Below are 23,876 nucleotides of genomic sequence, written 5' to 3'. Positions count from 1 at the left end.
CGTCCTCTATCTCAATCGATAGAGGACGATAAAAACCGCGGTACCACCTCAATAGAATAAATCCTTGTTTATTCCACTTCATACTCATAACGGGAGTTTACCGGGTTCCTTACTCTTTTTATTCAGGTTCCACTCATGAGCCCATTCATTTAAGACATTTATCGATTCACACCACCCATCGACTCTCTTTAAAATGACACTTAAACTACTATTTCTCAATCAAAGGTTTATTATTTATTATCATTGTATGAAAAGCATCTCACTTTGTCAATTAAAAATCATCATCACTTTCAAAAAGTGCGGTTAACTCTTCACTACTTAATTGAGTAATAAAGGTTTCTCCTTCTTGAACGATTGCTTCAGTTAAATCACGTTTTCGCTGTTGAAGACGTTCAATTTTCTCTTCAATTGTATTTTTAACGAAGAGTTTAAATACTTGAACCGTTTTTTCTTGACCGAGACGATGTGCACGGTCTGTTGCTTGATTTTGAGCACTCATATTCCACCATGGATCATAATGGATGACGACGTCTGCCCCGGTTAAGTTTAATCCCGTTCCACCCGCTTTTAAAGAGATTAAAAAGACAGGGGTATCATCTGAATTAAACTGTTCCGTTAATGCTAAACGCTCATTCGTTTTTGTTGAACCCGTTAACATTAAATGTTTGATTTCTTTAGCCGTTAATTCTTTAGATAAAATATCTAACATCGATGTGAATTGTGAGAAAATCAACACTTTATGGCCTGTAGAAATACATTCATCGACTAATTCTAAGCAAAGTTTTAATTTTGCGCTTTCCCCTTTATAGTTTTCTAGATATAATGATGGATCACAACAAATTTGACGTAAGCGCATTAACAGTGCCAAGATTTTAATACGGCTACGTTCAATGCCTTGCTCTTGAATCTCTTGATTCATTTCTTCTTTCATTTCATAAACCATCGCGTGATATAAGTCACGTTGCGTTTTATCCATTTCACAGTACATACTAGTTTCAATCTTCTCAGGTAATTCTTTTAAGACGTCCTTTTTCAAGCGTCGTAAAATGAATGGAGCCACTTGTTGATGAATCCGACTTAATAAATTCAGATTCTGTTGCTTCATGATAGGCACTTCATACTTCTTCCTAAACTGTGCGTATGTTCCAAAGTATCCTGGTAAGATAAAATCAAAGATCGACCATAAATCTGATAATGAATTTTCAATGGGGGTCCCAGTTAAGGCAAATCTAATTTCACTATTTACTTTTTTCACAGCTTTTGCACTTAACGTCGTATGGTTCTTGATATAATGTGCTTCATCTAAAATACAGTATCTAAAGCTTTGGGATTGATAACTCTCCACATCGCGACGTATTAAGTCATATGACGTAATGACGATATCAACGTTAGAACTGTCTTGAATGAGTTGCCTTCTCGTCGCTGGATCGCCATGAATAATCATAGTTGTTAACCCAGGAGCAAATTTATGAATTTCACTCTCCCAGTTATAAATGAGCGAACTTGGTGCCACAATGAATGATGATTTATTGGATTGACCCTTCTCAGATAATAAAACAGAAATGACCTGTAATGTTTTTCCAAGTCCCATATCATCAGCTAAAATTCCACCCATTTGATATTTTGATAACGTTTTAAGCCATCGATAGCCTGTTTTTTGATAACGACGAAGTGTTTTTTGAAGATTAACTGGCACGGTAAAGTCAGCATCTTCCACCTGTTTAAATTCACGAACCATCGATTTAAAGGAAACATCGCGTTCGACATGTAAGGACTGACTAATTTTGGTTAATTGATCTAAGTACAGCGCTCGATATTTTGGAATTAAAACTTCTTCCTCGTCTAATTGGTCATCATTTAGATTTAAATCATCTACAAATGAAGCAAGTGTATCGACATACTCATTCTTTAAATTTAAGAATGAACCATCTTTTAAACGGAAATATTTCTTATTTTGACGATACGAGGCTAGAATCTTTTTATACTCAGATGGTCCAAACTCTAAATCTTCAAAATTTAAGCTCAGCCAATCATTTTTCAAACGAATACCAACTGAGAATGATTTAGGCTCTTTTATTTTAATCGCTTTAAACGTTTCAGAAGCATAAACTTCTCCTAACTGCTTTAATTCAGCTGTTCCATCATGTAAAAATGAATAAATCGCTTCTTCTTCCGCTAAAAGATAAGTTCCATTAGATTGCTTTTGGAATTGGTATTGTTCTAAGAGAGCTAAGATTTGAGCTTCTTTGTTTGCATCTCGTAAAATAGAGGTACTGTGTTCAAAGGAATTCGGATCATTTGCCTGAATAACCGTATCACCGTAGCAAAATTGAACATTCAATCCAATATTTCCTCGTTTTAATGAGTCTAAATAAAATTTAATCACTAATGGATAAACTTTAAACCGTTCATAAAGCGCATCTAAAGATGTGTCCCGAATGTAGTTTTTAATTTTGGGCATGACTAATGATAAAAATTTTCCCATATAAGCTTCATTCATACGCAACTCAAAACGAGGTGACTGAATGAGTGTTTGTAAGATTGGGAGCATTTGATCGATGAATTTACTTCCACAGCGATAGGCTTCTCGTTCACAAAGAAGATACATGTATTTCTGCCCTTGAATCATTCTAAAAGCTCCGAGATTATGCGATAAATAATAGTCTTCATCCTCTTGTGTTAATCGAAATTCAATCGCTGGTTCATAGGGATGGAGGGTTATCATTTCACTTGATAAATCCTCGATGTCACATGCAATCGTTTGACGTTGATATAAGTCATAAAACCGATCAAACCAACTAGGGGTCAAGATTAACGTACGAGTTGACTTCACAGGCCCTAGTAATGGAAGCTGTTTTGCATAAATATCATATTCCTTGACGATTTCACAGATAAAGCTCGCAAATGGACGTGAACCCTCATCAAAATGTTGAATCGCATGTTTAAATTGAAGCTCTTTCCCATAGCTTACGACATTTTCATTCCAAATATCGCTGGCTAACTTATAAATATCGCGAACAACATAAGGACGATGAATGCCGACAGAGACCTCAACTGAGGCTTCTTGTTGTGATTTCATGATTAATTTTGGATAGATCATGACATCTTTTGTATACATCTCGTAATTCATCTCTGTTGTTAATTGTGATTCATAAGCCGCTAATAACTCGTCCATGAGGCCTTCTTCTTCATCTCCTGTGGAGTGAATAACAAGTTTATTACGCACTTGATCATCATAGACCTTCAACAGTGTCGCAATCACATGCTTACATGAACCAAAGTTTGATAAAAATGTTCCGCAATCACATTGATCATGAATCACTTTACTCTTTTCATCTAAATTAATCAAAATATGATGTAATTCGTTATCATCTTCAACTTCTGCAAAGATTTGATAGAGATCGACTGGATCGTAAGTTACATAGTATTGAATTTTTCCCCCACTGTTATAAAAAGATTGAGCACGCGAAAAAACAGCAGGGTTAGCTGCTCGATTTTTAATCATAGTTTGGTTTAAATTCACGCTACTCACACTCCTATTTTCCACTTATCTCTTCATTTTACCATAAATTGCTCATATAAGAAACGAGAGACGCTTGGCTTTTTGTAAAGAACTGTCAAATCACTATTAATTTACCCGAACCAATGACATTTTATAACCTTCAGATCTAACGTTTTCTTGTCTTAGAATGATATCAATATATTCTTTTAACAGGACAATCTGCGGGGTCTGATAGTTATAGTTCGTGTAGTCACAATAAAGCTCTAGTAGGTGGGTTGCTAACTGAATATATTTTGAAAGTTGCTTAAAGGAAATCACTTCCGTTACTTTCGATGGAGAGTTGATTAAAGCATTAATGTCTTGTAATTCGTCTACTGAAAAACATACTCCAAAATAGCTCAACCACTGGACGAAATGAACAATCGTCCATTCAATACAAAATTCTGGTGACGATAGTGTGAAATAAAAAGGTTGTTGCTTAATCAACCGGCATATTTGAAGAATTTCTTCGTAAAAATCGGAGACTAACGCTCGAAGTTCAACTTCTATTGGAGGTTCCTTCCATTGTCCAAAGTTCATCGCCTCAATTCGAATTCGCTCCGATTTAATTAAGAAATCACGATCAATAAAAACAATTATTTTAGATTGTTTAAAAAAATAGCTCTTTTCATCATTTTTAATAAAAATAAATTGGCTGCTCCATGCTGTTTTAAAGATGATACAGCAATTAAAATAAATATGACTGCTTTGATAAAAGGATCGTTCTTTTTCGATATGACCAACAGGATCAATTTCATTAACCCAATTTAAGTCTATAAAGAAACTGGCAGGATCTGTACAAATTACGATAAATTTATAACCTAAGTCAGTGTCTTCCTCTTCAAAGTCATAAAGAAGAAGTGCTCTAATTGATTCACGATTACTGGCCATTTGATAAACAGACCATAATTGCTGATTTAATAACATCCCACCTCTCCTCTCTATCTTTTTAATACAGTTTATGGAGAAATTTCAGTCATCATGATAGTTTTTAATACAATACATGCGAAAATTATCACAAATGGTTATATTTTTTATTGTTTGACTTTATTGTATCGGCGATGTTTTATCATTTTTCGTTGGATTTTTTTTATTGTCAATTAATTAGAGTATTGTCTAATTTTATAATTACTTTAATTTAAAATATAAAAAAAAGGTTATCGTGGCTCTTATTGGCGGTCACGATAACCTCTTAATCTTGCAAAATACGTTTTTCTTTTTTGTTCTTGATCCGTCATTTTTAATTTATACGTGTGATGAATATTTGAAGGAATCGTTCGCTGCTTTGGTCGAAGCGATGGACGCTTTCGTTCTTTCATAGCTAATCACCTCATGTCTTATTCTCTTATTTTATCATATGCATCCAGCCTTTAATTGGCATCGTTACATGATGATTAATCGATAGATAAAAGAATGCCCCAAAAATCAATATGGGCATTCTTCATCACATTTTTATTGTTGGTAAATAATAGCTAAATTATTCAACATCTTGACTATTTTGTTGATTATTTTCTGCACGTTTAGGAAAATGTGGGGCCTTAAACCCGATAAACTGACCTTCACTTCGAATTTTTTCTGAAACGTCAGACATATGTTTTTGAATAGACTTTGCCTCTTCATCTGTCATTAATCCTAGTTCCACATACTTATCTAATAATTTAATTTTTGCAACATTAACCTTATCATAGAGATCATAAATTTCTTTTTTCTGTTCATCTGTTAAAGCACTAAATTTCTCTTGCATTTGTTTATACTCAGCCTCAAATTGTTTTGCCTTCTCTCCTTTTTGCTCTTCAGTTAAAGCAGGTGGCGTTGGCATCTCTTTTGTTGATTCTTTTGCGTAACCCGTTAAGCTAAGTGTGGCTGCTAAAAAGATAGCACCTAATGTCATATTTATTTTTTTCATCTTAAAATCTCCTTTCGAATAAACTGACTTTTTTAGTTTTCACCACTTTATCCAAAAGTTTGCATTCCAGGTTTTTGAAAATAAAAAACATCCTTAATTTATTGGATGTTTCTAACGACAATATAAACCTGTTTTAATTTCGTTGATATATGCTTCTTGATCAGGAATCTCTACTTTCATGGCATCACTAATGGATTTCATACGATCATATTTAACACGATAGAATTGAATCGAAAAATCAGCTTCTTCCCGACGATGAAGATGCCCCTCTAAGATTACATAAGCTGCCATTGGAATTGAATCACATGAATTTCCAACACTTCCGACATTGAATAACACGCGTCCTTGCTCTAAATGTTGCAAATATCCTTCATGAATATCACCATACCCAATCATATCAGCGGCTTTTGAACTGCTTTCAGTCGATGGTAATTTTGGGACTTCAAATAAAGCTAAACGTTTTTCAAGTGGAGAGGTCGCATAAACCCGATCATATAAACTATGTGGATTCGCATGAAAAAGACGAATATATTTTCCACTCATCCAAAAACCTGTCACCGAAGGTAATTGTCGAATATAGGCTAAACGTTCTTCCCCTAGTTGATTTCGATAAAACTGAATAAAAGGTGTCGCTTCCGTCTTCGGATCTGAAATAAAATCTTCCCAATTCCCTTTGACAATTCTTTGACACCTGATTTGACACACTTCTAATACTTCTTTTGAATGAGGGCCTTTCCCGATCATATCCCCTAAACAAATAATCTGAGAAACTCCTCGTCTATCAATATCCTTTAAAACGGCTTCAAGCGCTGGTAAATTCCCATGAATATCTGAAATAATTGCAATTTTATCTAACATTACCATTTTCTCACTCCACTCTTACTTCGGATAAATCTCGATAACGACAATATCTGGGCGATTAAATAAACGCAAACGTCCAAGCCCTCGACTGACAATCATCTTCATTTTTCCAATTTGATAAATACCTGCGCTATATTTAGGAAACAACTTTCGCTCCGGTGATAAGACTCCACCGATCAACGGTAATCGAAGTGCTCCACCATGAACATGCCCACAATAAACATGATCAAATCCATGTTGTTCATATAGATTTGCTAAAAATGGATTATGTGCTAATAAAATATTAAAATGTCCTTCTTCTAAATCAGGAAGTACCTCCGATACTTCTTTAATCGCTCTGACACTCACCTGTTTTTGAATATCGATGGGAACAGAATAATAATGCGCTAATGGGACCGTAAGCCCATAGATATACAGCTCATCCTCATTAATCGTGACTTTTCGAGACTCATTATTTAATAAATGAACCCCTAAATCTTCTAAAGACTTTAAATAGGCTTCATACCATTTCGTTTCTTGATTTAAGGTATCATATTTAGCCGTTATCTCATGATTCCCTTCAATATAAAAAATCGGATATTTTGATGAGCACGCGGTAACGACATCTAAGAAAGCATTGCCATTTGAATCCGTAGAGGTAATCATGTCACCCGTAGTCACAATAAAATCAGGATTTAAACGTTTAATTTTTTGAATCAAACGTCTATTTTGACGACCAAAGGATTTCGAATGTAAGTCTGATAATTGGACAATACGAATTGGGCCCTTTTTTAAATTTAGTTTATCTGTTTTTAATTTATAAAATGAGGTTGAAAAGACTTCTTGCTCAAAGTAAATGAATAAGAGAGTCACTATAAAGAGTAAGATTATCATATGTCATCTTTCCAAAACATTGAAATTTAATCTTTAAGCCTAAGAATATCAAATCGTTTTGGTAAATGTCCCTCCTTTCTAAAAAATTTTATTTCTCCTATATTATAAAATCATGGATACTAATCGGTAAACCTTTTCTTCAAGTCGGACAACCCATGATTTATTTTTTTCGTAAGATTCATCCACTAATAAACAATTTTCTAAGTCTTTATCAAATTGATGTGAGACGCGATGCGTCAAAAGTTGATCATAGATAAAGGCATTTACTTCATAATTGATTTTGAAGCTTCGTTGGTCAATGTTTGTCGATCCAACGGTACAAATCTCATCATCAATCACTAAAATCTTAGAATGTAAAAAACCCTTATATAAGTAAACATCAATATTCGCTTCTAGTAACTCATGAATAAAAGAAGTAGTTGTGCGATAAACATAATGATGGTCGGCAATTGTTGGAATCATCACTTCGACTTTAACACCGGAGTAAGCAGCAATTTTTAACGTCTCTAAAAACAACTGATCGGGAATAAAATACGGGGTTTGAATGCGAATTGATTTCGTTGCTGTTTGCATCATTTTCACAAAAGCTAATTTAATATCGTCGGTCGGTGTATCTGGACCATCTGAGACAATTTGGATTGGACAGATGGTCGTCACTAATGAAGCAGTGAAGTAATGATCTAGATTGGATTGAATGTGCACTTCATCACGTTTATCTTCACAAACCATGAAGTAATCTCTAAAAAAGCGATGTTGTAAATCCCAAACTGCATCGCCTACTAACCGAAGATGGGCATCACGCCATGGGGAATAGTTAGGATCGAGTGACATATACTCTTTCCCAACATTCATCCCACCTAAATAACCAATCCGTCCATCAACGACAACAATTTTTCGATGATTTCGATAATTATAATTTAAACCAATCAGACGTAAAGTGGGAGGATGAAACTTATAAACATGACCACCTGCTTTAATAATTGAATCAAAAAATTTTAAAGTTGTACCAAAACACCCCGCACTATCATAAACGAGTCGAACTTCAACGCCTTCTGCTGCTTTTTGGGCTAATAAAGAGATTAACCTCTGTCCAACCTCATCTTTACGGACAATAAAATATAATAAATGAATGGATTGTGTCGCCTGCTCAATATCGATAAATAATTGATCATACTTACTCTTTCCATCCGCAAAATACATCCAGTCATGATACATGAATAAGCGACTTCCATTATAAATTTCATTAAACGCAATGACCGATGCAACACACTCACTGAATTGATAATCAATTTGACGTTCCAAACGTTGATCAGTATATTCTGTTAAAAACAACAGCTTCTTTCTAGAAACTGGTGTTCGTTCAAACAAAAGGTACATAACAAATCCGACTGGAGGTAAAAATAACAAAAGGAGAATCCAAGCTAGCAATAGAGCTGGATCTTTTCGTTTATAAAAAATTAGGATTCCGATTAATATCAAGTTAATCATTCGAAATATCGCAAAAAAACCAGTAATCATATAGACAGCCTCCAGTCGTTTAACCCAAAACCCCTCTCTCCTATTTTAAGAAAAAATAGCCAAAGGCATATCCCATATAAATAAAGATTAAATTCCAAATGGTTATTCCAAACACCGAATAAATCGTGAATGTTAGAAAATTCATACGTACGGTTCCTACCGTTAACGACACTAACGTTCTTGCAACGGGAATTAGCCGAGCAATAAAAACACCTTTACTTCCATGTTTATCGGTATAACTAATCGCCTTATTAATCGAAGGTCTGATTTTTTCATATTTTTCATAAAATTTATCTAAAATAGGCTTTCCTAGAAAATAACCAATAAAGTATAATACATAACTTCCAAATAAACCGGCAATGACTGAAATAACTAGCGCTGTAATAAAATCCATATCATTCCCTGCGATTAAGATTCCTGCTGCAGGCATAATAATCCCTGCTGGTAACCCAGGTAAATTCATATACTCTAGGAAGACGATCAAAAATAAAAACACTAAACCATACTCCGAAAAATAATTTAATACAATCTGAATATTATCCATTTATGTCCCACCCTTTTACTATCTGTTCACTTATTATTCCACAAATTAATCAAACCATTCTATCACAAGAAATGGAAATAACAGTATAAATTATGTAAAAAAATAAAGAGGGTCTAAGAATAAACTTTAGACCATCTTTACTTAGATACGATGTGTAAATTCATAAAACCAGCCAAGAACATCACCGATTACCGTTGTGTTTAACGTATATACAACAAATTGTCCACGCTTTTCACTTTGAATCAAATCAGCATTTTTTAAAATATTTAAATGATGCGTAATCGAGGGTTTACTCATATCGAAACAATCGGCAATTTGACCGGCTGTCATTTCACCTTTATTTAAATTTTTTAAAATCGTACGTCTTGTTGGGTCCGCTAATGCTTGAAATGCTTTATTCACAGCTTCTTTCCGTTGCTAACCAATCAGCTAACGGCACACCTCCTTTATGTTATAACTTAGTATCCAGCCTGCTTGTATTTTTCAAGTTCAATATCTTCGACTTTTGTTAAATCTTCATGATAATTTTTAAACTGCTTAACCATAAAAATGATAAAGCTAATCGCAATTAATGTTATGAAACCTTCCACGACATAAATATTAAACATCCCCACTTGCACTAAAGCTGCTGGAACATCTAATATAGCATGTATGAACACAGCTAACACATAATAACAAATTTTTCGCTCTCGAACACCTTTAAAAACGAGAAGACTTAATCCAATTTGAATCATGATCGTCATTAACCGTTCATAGCCGGCCAATCCAAAAATTATCGGCGAAATCTGTGTGAGTTGCGTCACAACGGTCTCTTCTAATTCAGCACTTAATCCAAGTTTCTCAATCCATCCTTGATTAATGAGCACTGAAAAAATCAGATTATTTAAATACGTCGTTCCAACAATGAGCATGGCCTCTATCCCCCCATGTCCAATCCCATAACTGACTCCATCTTGGATTCGATTTTCTTTCTTCAAAAACCACTTAAAGCTAAAATAACGTCCTGTTTCTTCAAAAATGCCTGCCATTAAACCACCATATAACGAATAGATGAGAGGTTGCATGAGCCAAATCGATGTTGTTTGATTCACTTTTAATAAATAAACGTGAACAACAGCTTCTAGTATTTGTGTAGTCACAATAAAAACAATCAGCCCAACGAAAAAACTTTTAATGGATGCTTGATAGCGTCGTCTAACAAACCAAAATAAGCCAAGTGGAACCCCAAAACAAATCATAAGTGTCAAACACATCATCATCATTGAACTAATACTAACCATATTCTCCCCCTTAGTATAATTAGAAAAATATCTAATTATTAAGTTAATTATAAATCCCCTTTAAATAGGTGTCAATGCGCTCACTTGATGATTTTCTCATAAGACTTCTCAGTCGCATTTTCCCCTACTTTTTTGAATCCACATGATTCAAATAATCGCTGTGATCCGATATTATAATGATATATAGCCGGAACTGAAATTTTTGTCATACCAAGGCTCTTTGCACGTTTTAATAACGTTTTTATTACTGCTTTTCCAATGCCCTGTCCCCAATAGTCTTCATCACCAATTGCAATCGGTAAATTTTCTTCCCATAGTGTCACATCACCAATTGCATACCAGTTTTCGTTTTCTTTGACCTCAATAAAGTATAGCTCTCCCCGAGTACTTAGAAATTCATACATATTATAAATTTGTTCTAATTTGTATGTCTTATTAGTCACTCCTTCTGACAAATACATCACATTTGGATTCTGATACCAAGGATATGCTAAATCCCAATCGGATTTTTTAGGAGTCCTTAAACGTAAAGCTGAATTAATTTCAATGAATTCAGGTTGTTGTTGCATCTTCTTCACCTCACTCTTTTTAAGTATATCATATTTAAGACTTCATGTTTCCCTCATTCTCATTAGTAGTCAAAATTTGACTTTGACCTTTTTTAATTACTTGCAAGATCATGATGATCTCATTAAATTCATCTTCACTCAGTTCATCAAAATGACTCAATTTCTCAATTAATTCTGTCACATACTGAGATTGGTGGTTCGTTATTCGTCGATTTAAAAAATAAGTAGAAATGGTTCCCGTAAAAACACCTAAAAATCCAATTCCGCTAATCATAACTATCCCCGCAATCACCCGACCAAGCCCTGTTTTTGGAACAATATCACCATAACCAACGGTTGTCACTGTTACAATACACCACCAAAGGGTATCTTTAAACGCCATCCCCTCCACGAACGATAAACTGCCTGCGCCTAATAAAATAACAATGAGTGTCACTCCAGCAACATAATGAAAGTTATTCGTTTTAAAAAAAGAACCTACTCGCTTAGATAGACTACTTAACATAGCCGTCGCCCGTAAAACCTTTACAAAATGAAACAATGGTACTACTTGTGTCACACGAATTACCCTTAAAATACGAAAGAATGAAAAATAGGGGATGATTGTTAATAAATCTATTTTGTTATTTTTGACAAACTCTTTCTTACTCTCACTTTTTATTAACCGGCGAGTATAATCAATTAAAAAAAACAACCAAATTAAAATATCTAAAATATTAAAGACTTGATTGACTGACGCACTTAAATCTAGTGTTAATTGCATTATCGTCATCACAACCACTACCAGCGAACAAACGATAATACTCCATTGATACAAACTAATTTTAGTCATAATCTACCTCACTCGATTCATTTATGTTTATTATGAATCAAAGTGTTAATTCTTATCAAAAAAAGCGATGACTCTTGATGAATCATCGCTTTTATCGTTATTTTGATGTTTTTATCTTTCTATGATGATGAATCCACATTCCAACAACAATTAAGCAAATACCCAAGCTTAATGATAGCCCTAAATCACCATAACCCGTAGTTGGATGTTTTGAAGTGTCTATCTGTTCCTCTTGAACTCGATAAGTCTCTAAATAGTGAATTAAGTCAGTATCCGATGGATTGACCTGAAGAATTAAATAATAATTTTCAGTTCCCTTTGTTAACGTCACAGAATAAGTAGCAACTGAACGTGCAACCCTTGAAACCTTAACTTGATAATCATTAAACGCTTCAAAAAGTTCTTTTAATGCGTTCAGTTGTGTTCCTTTTTGAATCTTAATCACTAATGGTGCACCGTAGCTTCCATCTCCTTCAATAAATGAAATAAAATCAACATTTAAGATGTCTTTTAATACGTCTGGAACTGTATACGTTGGTTTTTCTGGTTGAGATGGATGTTCAGGTGTTTCAGGTGTCTCTGGATTAATTGGTGTTCCCGGATTAGATGGTTCTTCTGGTGTTGATGACTCTTCTTTATAGTCATAGTCAAGTAATAACACATACGTTGCATGTGGCTCAACCGTTACTTGATTTCCTTCAATCACATCTAATGGCTTAAGTCCTGCCTCCTCACCATTGACCACCAAACTCCATGTTCCTTCTTTAGCAAGTGTAATGATTTGCTCTTCATCTGTCACGTTATGGATGACAGCTGTATTTGAAACCAGCTTCTCAGCCGATTCATCTGTAATATTAAATGAAACAACACCTGTTGGTACCTCATCATCAAAACGCAGATTGGCAACCACTTCATCTGAGGTCATCATTCTAAAGGCAGGATTTGCTTTACGTAACTGAATTAATCCTTCATAATATTTAACCACATCTAAATGTTCTGTTTTTAAGTCCCAATTGATTTGATTCACTTCATCCGACGCATTGTAGCTGTTATGATTTCCATTTTTAGAACGAAGCATTTCAACACCCGCATGTAAAAACGGAACCCCTTGCCCAGTTAAGACAATCGCGTTGGCCTGTTTTTGAAGTTGTTTTAAATACTCTATCGACGTATCGCCATTTGCTTTTCTTTCGACTCCCAGTAATTTATCATACAGCGTATTATTATCATGAGCAGATACATAGGAAATCGACTGACTCGGATTTTCTGCCCAGAAGGTCCATCCTGTGACTTGATCATGGTATGATGAACCAACAATTCCAAATTTCAAACGATTGTAGAAATAATCAGATGTATCTCCATTAATATATCCCGCTTCCCAATCGTTTCCGACATTTCCTTTCACCGCATCACGGATATCGTCATTAAAGAAGGCAATATTAGGCATTTGTTTTGCATTTCCTTTATAAGCAGCTTCTTCATCTGGAAGTGGTGATCCTCCACCCGTCCATCCTTCTCCATAAATAATAATACTTGGATCAATCTCATGAAGAGCTTCTTCAATCGCATTCATTGTCTCAACATCATGTAGAGCCATTAAATCAAAACGGAATCCATTAATGTTATACTCTGTGGCCCAGTACTTCACAGAATCAATCATGAATTTTCTCATCATGGCGCGTTCCGAAGCTGTTTCATTTCCACACCCTGAGCCATTTGAAAAGCTTCCATCTTCATTTTGACGATAATAATACCCTGGTACAATTTTATTAAAATCTGAATCAGCTGTGGCCCCTGTATGGTTATACACGACATCCATGACAACACGGATACCATTTTCATGTAAAGATTGAACCATCTGTTTGAACTCATTGATTCGAACTTCCCCATTGTATGGATCAGATGAATAAGAACCTTCTGGCACATTGTAATGTTGAGGATCATAACCCCAGTTGAATTGTGGTTGATCTAGATTTTCCTCATTAATTGAACGATGATCAAAGGATGGAAGTAAATGTAAATGAGTAATTCCCATCTCTTTAATATGGTCAAGTCCCGTTGATAATCCTTGATCATTTACAGTTCCCGATTCCGTTAATTGTAAGTACTTACCAACATTCTCAATTCCAGAATTGCTAGCACTCGATAAATCACGTAAATGAAGCTCATAAATAATAGCATCTGTTATGTTTCCGCTAAATTCTGGATTAGAATCCTTTTCCCATGAATCCGGATTAGTTTGTTCTAAATCGACCACCATCGCACGTTTCCCATTCACACCTACTGCTCGTGCATATGGATCAACAGCCTCTTCTGTATTTGTTCCAACGGTTACTTTATACGTGTAATAAGTTTTGTGCCAGTCACCTTTTACAGTCACTTCCCAAACACCTTTTTCACCTTTTGTCATCGTCACTTCTTGAATGAAGTCGTCTTCATGACCTGTTTCATACAGTTTTAAGCTGACCTCTTTGGCTGTTGGAGCCCATACTTTGAAGGTTGTTTTTTCTTTTGAATAAGTGGCACCTAAATCATCGCCTTCATATGTATATAACGCTTCAAATACTTCTGAGTCAAAAAGTCCATAATAACCAATCACAGTTTTATCTCTAAATCCGTCTTTCGCAAGGTAATAATTCTCTCCAATTTCAATTTCTTCTTCTAATGTGATGTCTAACCAGGCTTTATCTTTTGACAATTCAACTGATTGAATGCTCAATGCTTCACCTGCTTCATTTGTCACTGTGACCCCTTCTGCATCTTCAAATAAAATAGGTGCTGTTGCTTTTAAGGTATTCATATCAGTAAATGTAACACCACTCAGTGCGGGTGATTTATCAACCTCATCTGTGTAATACACCATTTCTTCTCCTTGCAATAAATACACATGAAGTTGTTTTTTACCATCAACCTCACTTGCCTTAGTTAAATCAATCAAACGGTCTTTATCGATATCTTTAGCTGACCATTCACCCTTACGAACAATGAAACCAAGTTGGGTCATTGAACCAATATCTTTTAAATTAATTTTTGCTACCTTCCCATACTCATCAAAACTTGTAAATGGATAGCCGGCTCCTTCTGCTTCATCCCCCCATGCCCAAACATTCCAGTTTTTATAATCTTCAGCATAGCGATAATAATGAACAAACACTTGTAACTCTGCTTCTTCATCTGAAATGTAATCTTCAAACTCATCTTCTGGAAGTTCAACACGCCCTTCACTTGGTCCTATCGCATTAAATCCATTTTGTCCTTGAGAAACCCAAATTTCAGTATCTCCTAAAACAAGCAATTTTTGATCATCTGAATGATTTTTTTCTGACCAATCATTTTTACGAATAATGTACCCAAAAGTATTTCCAGTTTTCACTTTAAATTCAGCTACTCGGCCAAATTCATCTTCATACTCAAATGGTTGTGAGTCTACAAATTCTGAACCTGTATCCCATAACCAAATATCCCAATTATCATAATCTTGATTTTCTCGATTATAATGAATCGTCACCGTTGAATATGTTCCGACTTCTTTGTTAGGGTTAGAATAGTGAATCGTATCTGCCCCTTGTTTAACGTAAATATGGGCCACATATTTATCCACATTTGATACAAGTTGTAATTGATTCAAGTCAAGATCTTTTTTATCTCCCCCATCTTTATGCTCATACCACGATGAACCTTCAACATCTTCATAGAGAATAAATCCAAAATTTTTCACATCTTGTAAACTGTCAAATGAGATTAATTTATTTGTCCCATAATCATCTTGATGCTCAAACGTTTTAAATGTTTCGCCTGCTCCCCACGTATAAAGCTTAAAGTCCTCATAGTCTTGATTTTCACGCTCATAATGAATGACTAGATCAAGTGGGGTTTCATCCGGAGCACTCAAATCCGGTCTTTCATTGTCATATCCATCTTGTCCTTGGGTAATCCAAATTTCAGTCGGTTGCGTAATTTTAATACTTTGATCATCATTGTGATTTTTTTCTGACCAATCACTTTTACGAAGAATATAATAATACTGTTTATCTGGTGTTAACTCTAATTCAAATAAAAGACCAAACTCATCCTGTCCACTCGCTTCAACTGCATGTCCTTCGACCCCATCTTCCCATAACCATAAATCCCACCCCTCATAATCAGCCTTGCCTCGATTATAATGAAGTGTTAACGTATAGGTTTGTTCTTGATTAGTATCTGTTACTGAATTAATGAGTTCATTTTCAAGCCAAGCTGAACCCTGCTCTACTTCCTCTAGCCGCTCTAGCTGATCAATCTCTGTTGCCTGAATCACTGGCCATGCCGATGAGAAATTCCCAATGAGCAAAGCAACAATTAATAGCCATGAAATCGTCTTCCTCCATTTTTTGATGACGTTCATTATTTTAAGCCCTCCCCTTTATCAATTTCATTATTTTTATAGCGCTTTCACCGTGTCGTTTTTCCTCCTTTTTTTGTTTATCTCTTATGTAACCGGTAACCTATTATACATTTAGACATTACAACATAAAAAAGAGCTAAATGACCCATAAGATTCATTTGCTCTTATTGTAATAAATTTGAGAAGATGTCTCCTACCGTTGTTTCGTCTGGTGCTTCTTCTGCTTGTGGAAACTTCTTTGCAATGAGGTCCTTCATCCACTGATAGATTATACTTTCATCTTCATTTGAAAAATAATGAGCGGAGTTATCTAAAATAAGCACCTCTTTTTTAGGAGCTTGTAATTGTTCAACCCAAGACTGTAATAATGAGACCGAACAAATATAATCATCAACACCTGTAGCAAAATAGATAGGAATTTTCACTTCTTTTATTTCCTCAAATAAATTGACCGCTTGCAACTGGGACCAATATTGACTCTGCTGTAAGGTTTGATGGGAGGCTCCAATTAATGTATCATACGCTTCCTTCAACGTTAAATCAGGACAAGCTAAAACTTGACCCATCCAATTTAAAACATTAACATTTGGTAATCCCTCCCGCCATTTAACATACGCATTACTTTGGTTTAGAATTTGCTGAAACCTTTCTTGACTACTTGCTTGTTCATAAGGTGGCTGACCCAATTGCTTTAACGATGAAACAAGTTGATGATGACCTGTTGATTCAAATTCATCTAAGAGCCAATCATATAATACTTGTTCAGATTGAAGGGGATGAACAACTTGAGATAAGCCAAAATAAGCATATAACTGCTCCGGAATTTCATGGACAAGTCGCATACCTAAAACACTCCCCCATGAATATCCGATTAAATAGATTTGATCTACCTCAAACTCACGTCTTAAATAGGTAATTAACTCTTTAGCATCTGCCTCTACTTGTTCATAAGTAAAAGACACGTCTGAGGGATTGGTACTATAAGTTTTTCCGGCGCCTCGTTGATCCCAATAAACAACCGTACAATGTGAGCTAATCGTTTCCAACTGATGCCGACTACTGATTCCATAAGGCAAAGATAAACCTGGGCCCCCATGTAAAAATAAGCAAACCGGATTATCCATGTTCTCTCCCTCAATAGCGATATATTGTAACATATCACCTAGTAGCACTTCTCGTACTTCACTGATTCCACCAGTGTGATTTAACTCATTCGCTGATGATAAAATAGACTGTCTAAAGAGTTGACGCATGACAAAGAAACCACCACTAATAAGGAAAATCATTAAGCCGATCGATATTAAGCATCGAATCATCATTTTTAATACGACTTCTTTCAATCTTCTCTCTCCTTTTGATGAGTCTCTTTCAAAACTATGAGTCACGTCCTTCAAATATGATAAAAGCCGTCATTTTATTTAATGACGGCTTCCTTTTTAGTCGTTTATCTTTGAGCAATCCAATTCTTTTTGTTTTAAGTTTTTAAATTCTCGTAAAAGACAAATCAAAGTAATGACAATCGCTAATATATCAGAGATTGGTTGTGCGAGCCACACCCCATTTAGTCCAAATATTAGCCGTTGTTCCGATTCCAACCAACATGCCACATGCTAGGATAATTGTAGAAATTGGCATAGTCATCCCAACTCCTGTAATAGCAAGTGGACCCTCCCCCTAGATATTCCCGATAAACATTCGATTCACCACATTATAAAGGGCATTAACCATCATCCCAATGATGGCAGGAACAGAATATTGAATAAGTAATCTTGTCACGGGTTTTATTGCTCATTCATCTTGATGCTTCAAACTTTCACCTTTTTTTCTATTTTGATAATGTTGTTAAAAAATGCTCAATACGCGCTAGCGCTTCTTTAATATTTTCCATTGATGAAGCGTAGCACGCACGAATATACCCTTCTCCACAGTCACCAAACGCATTTCCTGGTACAGTTAGTACTTTCTCACTTAATAGTAGCTTCTCACAAAACTCATCAGAAGATAGGCCGGTTGACTTGATACAAGGGAAGACATAAAACGCTCCAAGTGGTTCAAAGCAGTCTAGACCAAGTTTTCTAAATCCATCGACTAACACACGACGACGTTGATTATATTCCTTAACCATCATCTCGACACTAGTATCTCCATTTTTCATCGCTTCAATCGCAGCATATTGCGATGTCGTAGGTGAACACATGATAGCATATTGGTGAATTTTTTTCATAGCATTAATTAAAATTGGATGTCCACACACGTAACCTAAACGCCATCCTGTCATCGCATAAGCTTTTGAAAAACCATTAATAACAAGAGTTTGATCTTTTACTTCAGGGAAACTTGCAATTGAAACATGTTGCGTCTGATAAGTTAGTTCGGCATAAATTTCATCTGAAATAATAATAATTTCTTTATCTTTTAAGACATCGACAATTTCTTGAAGCTCTTCCTTTGTCATAATCGCCCCTGTTGGGTTATTGGGGAATGGCATAATTAAAACTTTTGTTTTTGGAGTAATCGCTTCTAATAATTCCTCTTTTGTTAATTTAAACTCATTTTCGGCTTTTAATTCAATCACCTTCGGCGTCGCTCCTGTAAAAGTTGTACAACCTTTGTAAGCAACAAAACTTGGTTCAGGAATAATAACCTCATCACCCGGTCCAACTAAGGCACGTAATGCTAAATCAATCCCTTCACTTCCACCGACAGTCACTAAAATTTCATTTTCTGGATGATAAGATAGATTAAAACGGCGATACAAATAGCGTGAAATTTCATAACGCAACTCTAAAAAACCAGCATTTGATGAGTAATGGGTATGCCCTTTTTCAAGTGAATAAATTCCCGCTTCACGAACATTCCATGGGGTTACAAAGTCTGGTTCACCAACACCAAGTGAGATAACCCCTTCCATTTCATGAACCATATCAAAATATTTACGAATCCCTGATGGGGGCATATTTTTTACATTTTCTAAAATCATATTTTCTAGCATCATAAGAAGATTACCTCTCGATCATCAAATTCTTTTTCCTTAAAGATCGTTCCATGATCTTTATATTTTTTCAAGACAAAGTGTGTCGAACAGCTTAAGACGTATTCTTGAACAGCTAATTTCTCCGAAACAAACATCGCCACTTCTTTCATCGTTTTACCTTCTACAATGACTGTTAGATCAAATCCACCAGACATTAAATAACACGCACGAACTTGTTCAAAATTATAAATACGCTCTGCGACTTTATCAAATCCTTCTCCGCGTTGTGGGGTCACTTTTACTTCAATTAATGCCGTCACGGTTTCTTTCCCTGTATTTTCCCAATTGATTAAGGTCGTATATCCGGCGATGATGCTACGCTCTTCATAGTCACGAATCGCTTCACGAACTTCTTCAACAGTTTTTCCAGCCATGACTGCAATTTCTTCATCTGTATAACGACTATTTTTTTCTAAAATCTCTAAGATTTCTTCCATTTATTTAAACCTCCTGTATCAAATAATAAAAAAAACCTTCATCCCAAAAGGGACGAAGGTTTAGCTTCGCGGTACCACCCTCATAAGCCACATCATAGTGATCTGACCCACTCGAAACTCGTAACGTGAGTTAACGGCTACACCTACATTAAGAGTTCTCTTATTTCTCAGTGCGCGATTCAAAGACTGCTTCAATTTAACGATCCTTACTGAATTTCCACCCTCATCAGCTCTCTAAAAAGTTCGTCTAAATTTACTCTTTCTTCTCGTTATCTTTGCTATTTTTTACTATTATAACGGGAAATTGTGTCTCTGACAAGCTATTTTTGTAATAATACGTTTTTAAGCCATATCTTTAACCATATTATTAATCCATTTATTTGATTTAAAACGACGTCGTAAAATAAAGAAACGTAAGACTTCTTCAAATGTCGATAAAAAAATTACTGAAGAAATGGACCATTTAAACACATAGGCTGCAATGAAAGCAAGTGGAATTCCGACTAGCCACATCGATAATCCTTGAGCAATCGAACCATACTTAGCATCGCCCCCTCCGCGTAAAATTCCGACGATTTGAACCCCGTTATAAACACGCGGTAACATAAAAATAGCATAAATCATTAGAATCTTCATCGCATCGTTACGAACCATTTCAGACACATTATACACTTGAACAATGAACGGAGCTAACACGGCTAAAGTAATCGCCATAATAATTCCAACCACCACAGCTAAACGAATAATTTTTTTCGCATAGGTAATTCCTTCTTCCTCACGATTAGCTCCAATTTCATTCCCAATGATAACGACTGAGGCATGTGCCATTCCAAAGATGACAATGGTAAATAAGTTGATGATCGTTGATGTAATTTGCGTCGTGGCAATAGCATTCACTCCAATATGACCATAAATCATCGTGTAGGTAATATTCGCCAGCCCCCAGCAAGCTTCATTTAAAACAACTGGTAAAGCTGTTTGATAAAGAAGTTTCACCATCGGTATTTCAATGTGTTTAAAATCTTTAGATGACAAACGAAGCGGCTTAACTTTTAACGTAACGACCGTTAAAATAATTAAACATTCAACAATACGTGCAATTAATGTTGCAATCGCCGCTCCAGAAACACCTAAGGCAGGAGCCCCTAATAAACCAAAAATTAAAATAGCATTTAAGACACCATTAATCACTAACCCAACTAAACTCCCCCACATGGGTAAAGCACTATTTCCAATACTTCGTAACGCCCCGGCGTAAACAAACGACAAGGCTGAGACAAAATAACTAAAAATAGAAATACGTAAGTAGTCACTTCCTAGACGAATAACCTCCGTATCTGAATTAAATAATCCAATAATCGTCTCTGAAGCAAAGAAGCCAATTATCATAAAAACAAGTGCAAAGCCAATGGCTCCGATTAAACCAAGTTTTAGAACCGAATGTATTTTCTCTTCATCTTTTTTCCCCCATAATTGGGCAATTAAAATGGAACACCCGGCACCTATTCCCATCACAAGTAAACTATATAAAAAATAAAATTGATTGGCAACTCCAACAGCAGCTAATTGGACTTCACCAAGATTACCAATCATTAAGGTATCTAACATATTTAATGAGGTTGTAATTAAGTTTTGAATGACGATCGGTAACGTTAGAATTAACAATCGCTTATAAAATCGTTTATTTTCTGTCATAAAATCCCTCTTTCTAACATACTGATTTTCTTAAAAATTGCATACAAAAACCCCCAATTTGAAGTTTGTTCAAAGTGGGGGTTCAACACTTATAGTAAAATATCTATTTTTTTACAATATCCATCACATTATATCTAATTTTCATGAAAGAATCAAGTCTTTTTCATGAAGAAGACTAGTCAAAAACATCATTTTTAGATAGAATGAAGGTAAAACATGTTAGAAAGGAGCATCTATGATGAGTCAAACCAAACAATCGATTAAAGCATTATTAGAACAAAAAAAACAAGCGACAGCCAATCAAAAGGCACAATTATTGCCAAGTCGTGAAATGGTCAAAGGACAAAAAGGAAAAAGTAAACGACGTAAAGCAGGTATTTTAGGTTAAATCATTCGCCTCTGTTACATCTTAAAGTTAAAAAAGCGATAGACATTCAATGGGTCTATCGCTTTTTTTCACTTTAAATACAGAAAAATCGAAGCCTCTTTCATCCTTAATCATCAGAATACTAGTGACTCAATGACATCGTTGATCATTTCTAACGACTATTTGCCTATTGTCCTTACCTCTAAAAATCATTAGTGCTTCATCTCTTCTTCATTTTCTAATTAATTGAATCCCAACACTATTAGAGAATTATCTAAATTTTTTATTATATAATTATATTGTTTTTGTTTATTAAAAACGCATAACTTCTAGACTAGTCATCAGTTACTAAAAGTTATGCATTTAACCTACTACTGGTATTCTCTGAAGGAATTATCAAAGAAGCAGGAATTTATACTGCTTCTTCAAGCGATTCCTCTTTTTGTTTTTGAGGGGACAGATATAACTTCTCATACTCTTGATTAATAAATTGAGTGAAATAAAGCTTAATCACCCCCATGATGGGTACACCTAAAATCATTCCGATGATTCCCATAAATTTTCCACCGATCGTCACAGCTAATAGCGTAAGAAAGGGGTTAAGTCCCATCTTTTGTCCGACAACTTTAGGGTCAATAATTAAAGTTTCTACCTGTTGAACAATTAACAAAAAGACGAGTATCATTAAAGCCACGAAAGGACTATAAAAAAAGTTAATTCCAACCGCAATCAATGTCCCGAAAATAGGTCCAATAAAAGGAATCATATTCGTAATTCCAAAAATAACACCGAGTAACAGCGCATATTTGGCTCCCATTAAAGATAAACCAACCACCGCACAAATCCCAACAAATAAAGAATCAATCGATTTCCCTATTAAATACTTACCAATGTTTGAATGAAATAAGTGAGCCATATGAAAAACATGCGTCGCTAGCTTAGGTCGACAGATAATACCAACTAATTTTCTTGTGATTGAACTAAACTTTTCTTTTTCAAGCAACACATAAATACTAATAATAAATGCTAATAAAACGTTACTTGTCCCCATGAGCGCATGATATGTTGCCCCAATAACAGACGTTAAGAAGTTCGTTAAAACATCCGTTAATTTCGGAATAATTCTTAAGATTTGATCCTGAATCGCAGCTAAATCACCAACATCTATCTGTTTAAACTGACTTGTCCAGTTAGTTAGCCAACTCTGAATCTCACTCGCATAGACAGGAATTTGTGAAACTAAATCTTTTGAACTTTGATAGATAACTGGAAATAAAAAACTCGCGCCAAGATAGCAAAAAAGCAATAAGCCGATATACGTCATCGCAATACTTACTGTTCGCTGACACTTAAACTTCTTTTCTAAAAACACAATGATGGGATTAAAAACATAAGCCAAAACAAAGGCAAGCAAAAAGGGCCAAATGGTTGCCAACATTCCATTGATCCCATTAAATAAAACTTCATAATGATCAATGACTTTAATCAAAATATAAGCCATTCCAACAAACAATAATCCCTTAAAAAAAGAGAGAGAGATGTTATTCATTCGATTCATACAGCACTTCCTTTAGTACAACATAATATAACAAATTATACTATTTCATACTAAAGTTTACAATTTAAGCTATTAAAATTCTACCTTTATTCTACATTATAAAATATCAATTTGTATTTCATCGATACTTACCTCATAATTCGATTCAATAAAGTTAACGACCTGATCCAAAACAGATTGAAGCTGTGCCGTTGAATTCGAACCGGTCGTAATGCCTAAAACAATCTGTTGATGAACATCATGATCATCGATTTCATGAACCGAAACATTGAACGTATTTCGAATTTTAGCCACTAAACTTCTTACAATCATTCGCTTTTCCTTTAAACTATGGACCCAAGGTGCACCTAATTTAATTTCTAAACAACCAATTTTCATTAAAAATACCTCACATTCTTGAAATTACCTTTACTTTTTTCGACAAATCTATCATGAAGAATAGATAAAACGTCTTAAATATTATAAAATAAGAGAGTT

The 23,876-nt window shown here is 35.0% G+C and carries 20 protein-coding genes and 2 other annotated features; of the genes, 1 reads left to right on the top strand and 19 read right to left on the bottom strand.

Annotation, left to right across the window (positions count from 1 at the left end; all coding sequences use genetic code 11):
* Nucleotides 1-18: 18 nt before the first annotated feature.
* Nucleotides 19-232, bottom strand: a binding site (T-box leader).
* 39 nt (nucleotides 233-271) lie between these two features.
* From J0J69_RS02065 to J0J69_RS01985, 17 genes are all read right to left on the bottom strand, one after another.
* Nucleotides 272-3,523 (bottom strand): DEAD/DEAH box helicase, encoded by a 3,252-nt coding sequence (locus tag J0J69_RS02065; protein WP_212724966.1) that lies wholly within the window; start codon nucleotides 3,521-3,523, stop codon nucleotides 272-274.
* Between the two features lie 105 nt (nucleotides 3,524-3,628).
* A complete protein-coding gene (locus tag J0J69_RS02060; protein WP_055275777.1) occupies nucleotides 3,629-4,468 on the bottom strand; it encodes a hypothetical protein in 840 nt (279 codons plus the stop codon).
* A 242-nt stretch (nucleotides 4,469-4,710) separates the two neighbouring features.
* On the bottom strand, nucleotides 4,711-4,860 hold the full coding sequence (locus tag J0J69_RS02055; protein ID WP_156343973.1) for a hypothetical protein: 150 nt from the start codon (nucleotides 4,858-4,860) through the stop codon (nucleotides 4,711-4,713).
* Nucleotides 4,861-5,018: 158 nt separating this feature from the next.
* On the bottom strand, nucleotides 5,019-5,447 hold the full coding sequence (locus J0J69_RS02050) for a DUF2680 domain-containing protein (protein WP_055245113.1): 429 nt from the start codon (nucleotides 5,445-5,447) through the stop codon (nucleotides 5,019-5,021).
* 111 nt (nucleotides 5,448-5,558) lie between these two features.
* Complete coding sequence (locus J0J69_RS02045) at nucleotides 5,559-6,305, bottom strand: metallophosphoesterase family protein (RefSeq protein ID WP_055304343.1); 747 nt, start codon at nucleotides 6,303-6,305, stop codon at nucleotides 5,559-5,561.
* A 21-nt stretch (nucleotides 6,306-6,326) separates the two neighbouring features.
* Nucleotides 6,327-7,181: a metallophosphoesterase gene (locus J0J69_RS02040; RefSeq protein ID WP_055304173.1), complete on the bottom strand. Its 855-nt coding sequence runs from the start codon at nucleotides 7,179-7,181 to the stop codon at nucleotides 6,327-6,329.
* A gap of 102 nt (nucleotides 7,182-7,283) precedes the next feature.
* Nucleotides 7,284-8,699 (bottom strand): cardiolipin synthase, encoded by a 1,416-nt coding sequence (gene cls / locus J0J69_RS02035; RefSeq protein WP_212724967.1) that lies wholly within the window; start codon nucleotides 8,697-8,699, stop codon nucleotides 7,284-7,286.
* A gap of 40 nt (nucleotides 8,700-8,739) precedes the next feature.
* A complete protein-coding gene (locus tag J0J69_RS02030; RefSeq protein WP_055245118.1) occupies nucleotides 8,740-9,243 on the bottom strand; it encodes a DedA family protein in 504 nt (167 codons plus the stop codon).
* A 141-nt stretch (nucleotides 9,244-9,384) separates the two neighbouring features.
* The gene (locus tag J0J69_RS02025; protein WP_055245119.1) at nucleotides 9,385-9,645 is read right to left on the bottom strand and encodes an autorepressor SdpR family transcription factor; all 261 of its coding nucleotides are present in this window, start codon (nucleotides 9,643-9,645) and stop codon (nucleotides 9,385-9,387) included.
* A gap of 56 nt (nucleotides 9,646-9,701) precedes the next feature.
* Entirely contained in the window at nucleotides 9,702-10,523 is an 822-nt protein-coding gene (locus J0J69_RS02020) for a YhfC family intramembrane metalloprotease (protein ID WP_212725827.1), read from the bottom strand.
* An 80-nt stretch (nucleotides 10,524-10,603) separates the two neighbouring features.
* Nucleotides 10,604-11,092, bottom strand: coding sequence for a GNAT family N-acetyltransferase (locus J0J69_RS02015; protein ID WP_212725828.1), 489 nt, complete (start codon nucleotides 11,090-11,092; stop codon nucleotides 10,604-10,606).
* 34 nt (nucleotides 11,093-11,126) lie between these two features.
* Entirely contained in the window at nucleotides 11,127-11,924 is a 798-nt protein-coding gene (locus J0J69_RS02010) for a potassium channel family protein (protein ID WP_212724972.1), read from the bottom strand.
* Nucleotides 11,925-12,021: 97 nt separating this feature from the next.
* A complete protein-coding gene (gene pulA, locus J0J69_RS02005; protein WP_212725829.1) occupies nucleotides 12,022-16,308 on the bottom strand; it encodes a type I pullulanase in 4,287 nt (1,428 codons plus the stop codon).
* A gap of 164 nt (nucleotides 16,309-16,472) precedes the next feature.
* Nucleotides 16,473-17,648 (bottom strand): alpha/beta hydrolase, encoded by a 1,176-nt coding sequence (locus tag J0J69_RS02000; RefSeq protein ID WP_212725830.1) that lies wholly within the window; start codon nucleotides 17,646-17,648, stop codon nucleotides 16,473-16,475.
* 485 nt (nucleotides 17,649-18,133) lie between these two features.
* Nucleotides 18,134-19,303 (bottom strand): aminotransferase class I/II-fold pyridoxal phosphate-dependent enzyme, encoded by a 1,170-nt coding sequence (locus tag J0J69_RS01995; RefSeq protein WP_055275759.1) that lies wholly within the window; start codon nucleotides 19,301-19,303, stop codon nucleotides 18,134-18,136.
* Nucleotides 19,300-19,779: an Lrp/AsnC family transcriptional regulator gene (locus J0J69_RS01990; RefSeq protein ID WP_055244170.1), complete on the bottom strand. Its 480-nt coding sequence runs from the start codon at nucleotides 19,777-19,779 to the stop codon at nucleotides 19,300-19,302. The genes J0J69_RS01995 and J0J69_RS01990 overlap by 4 nt, the downstream gene beginning before the upstream one ends.
* A gap of 45 nt (nucleotides 19,780-19,824) precedes the next feature.
* Nucleotides 19,825-20,058: a binding site (T-box leader), on the bottom strand.
* Nucleotides 20,059-20,121: 63 nt separating this feature from the next.
* Complete coding sequence (locus tag J0J69_RS01985) at nucleotides 20,122-21,474, bottom strand: MATE family efflux transporter (protein WP_055304182.1); 1,353 nt, start codon at nucleotides 21,472-21,474, stop codon at nucleotides 20,122-20,124.
* 238 nt (nucleotides 21,475-21,712) lie between these two features.
* On the opposite strand from J0J69_RS01985, the gene J0J69_RS01980 reads away from it, so the two are divergent.
* Nucleotides 21,713-21,862 carry a hypothetical protein gene (locus J0J69_RS01980; RefSeq protein WP_162492327.1) on the top strand — a complete coding sequence of 50 codons (150 nt, stop codon included), beginning with the start codon at nucleotides 21,713-21,715 and terminating at the stop codon, nucleotides 21,860-21,862.
* A 391-nt stretch (nucleotides 21,863-22,253) separates the two neighbouring features.
* On the opposite strand, the gene J0J69_RS01975 is transcribed toward J0J69_RS01980, so the two are convergent.
* Both J0J69_RS01975 and J0J69_RS01970 read right to left on the bottom strand, forming a co-directional pair.
* Nucleotides 22,254-23,399, bottom strand: a complete 1,146-nt coding sequence (locus J0J69_RS01975; protein ID WP_212725831.1) for an AI-2E family transporter — start codon at nucleotides 23,397-23,399, stop codon at nucleotides 22,254-22,256.
* Nucleotides 23,400-23,495: 96 nt separating this feature from the next.
* A complete protein-coding gene (locus J0J69_RS01970) occupies nucleotides 23,496-23,777 on the bottom strand; it encodes a DUF503 domain-containing protein (protein ID WP_212725832.1) in 282 nt (93 codons plus the stop codon).
* Nucleotides 23,778-23,876: the final 99 nt, after the last annotated feature.

Source organism: Turicibacter bilis, from assembly GCF_024499055.1.
In the GTDB taxonomy this organism is placed as follows: domain Bacteria; phylum Bacillota_I; class Bacilli_A; order MOL361; family Turicibacteraceae; genus Turicibacter; species Turicibacter bilis.
This window is presented reverse-complemented; position numbering and strand designations above follow the sequence as displayed.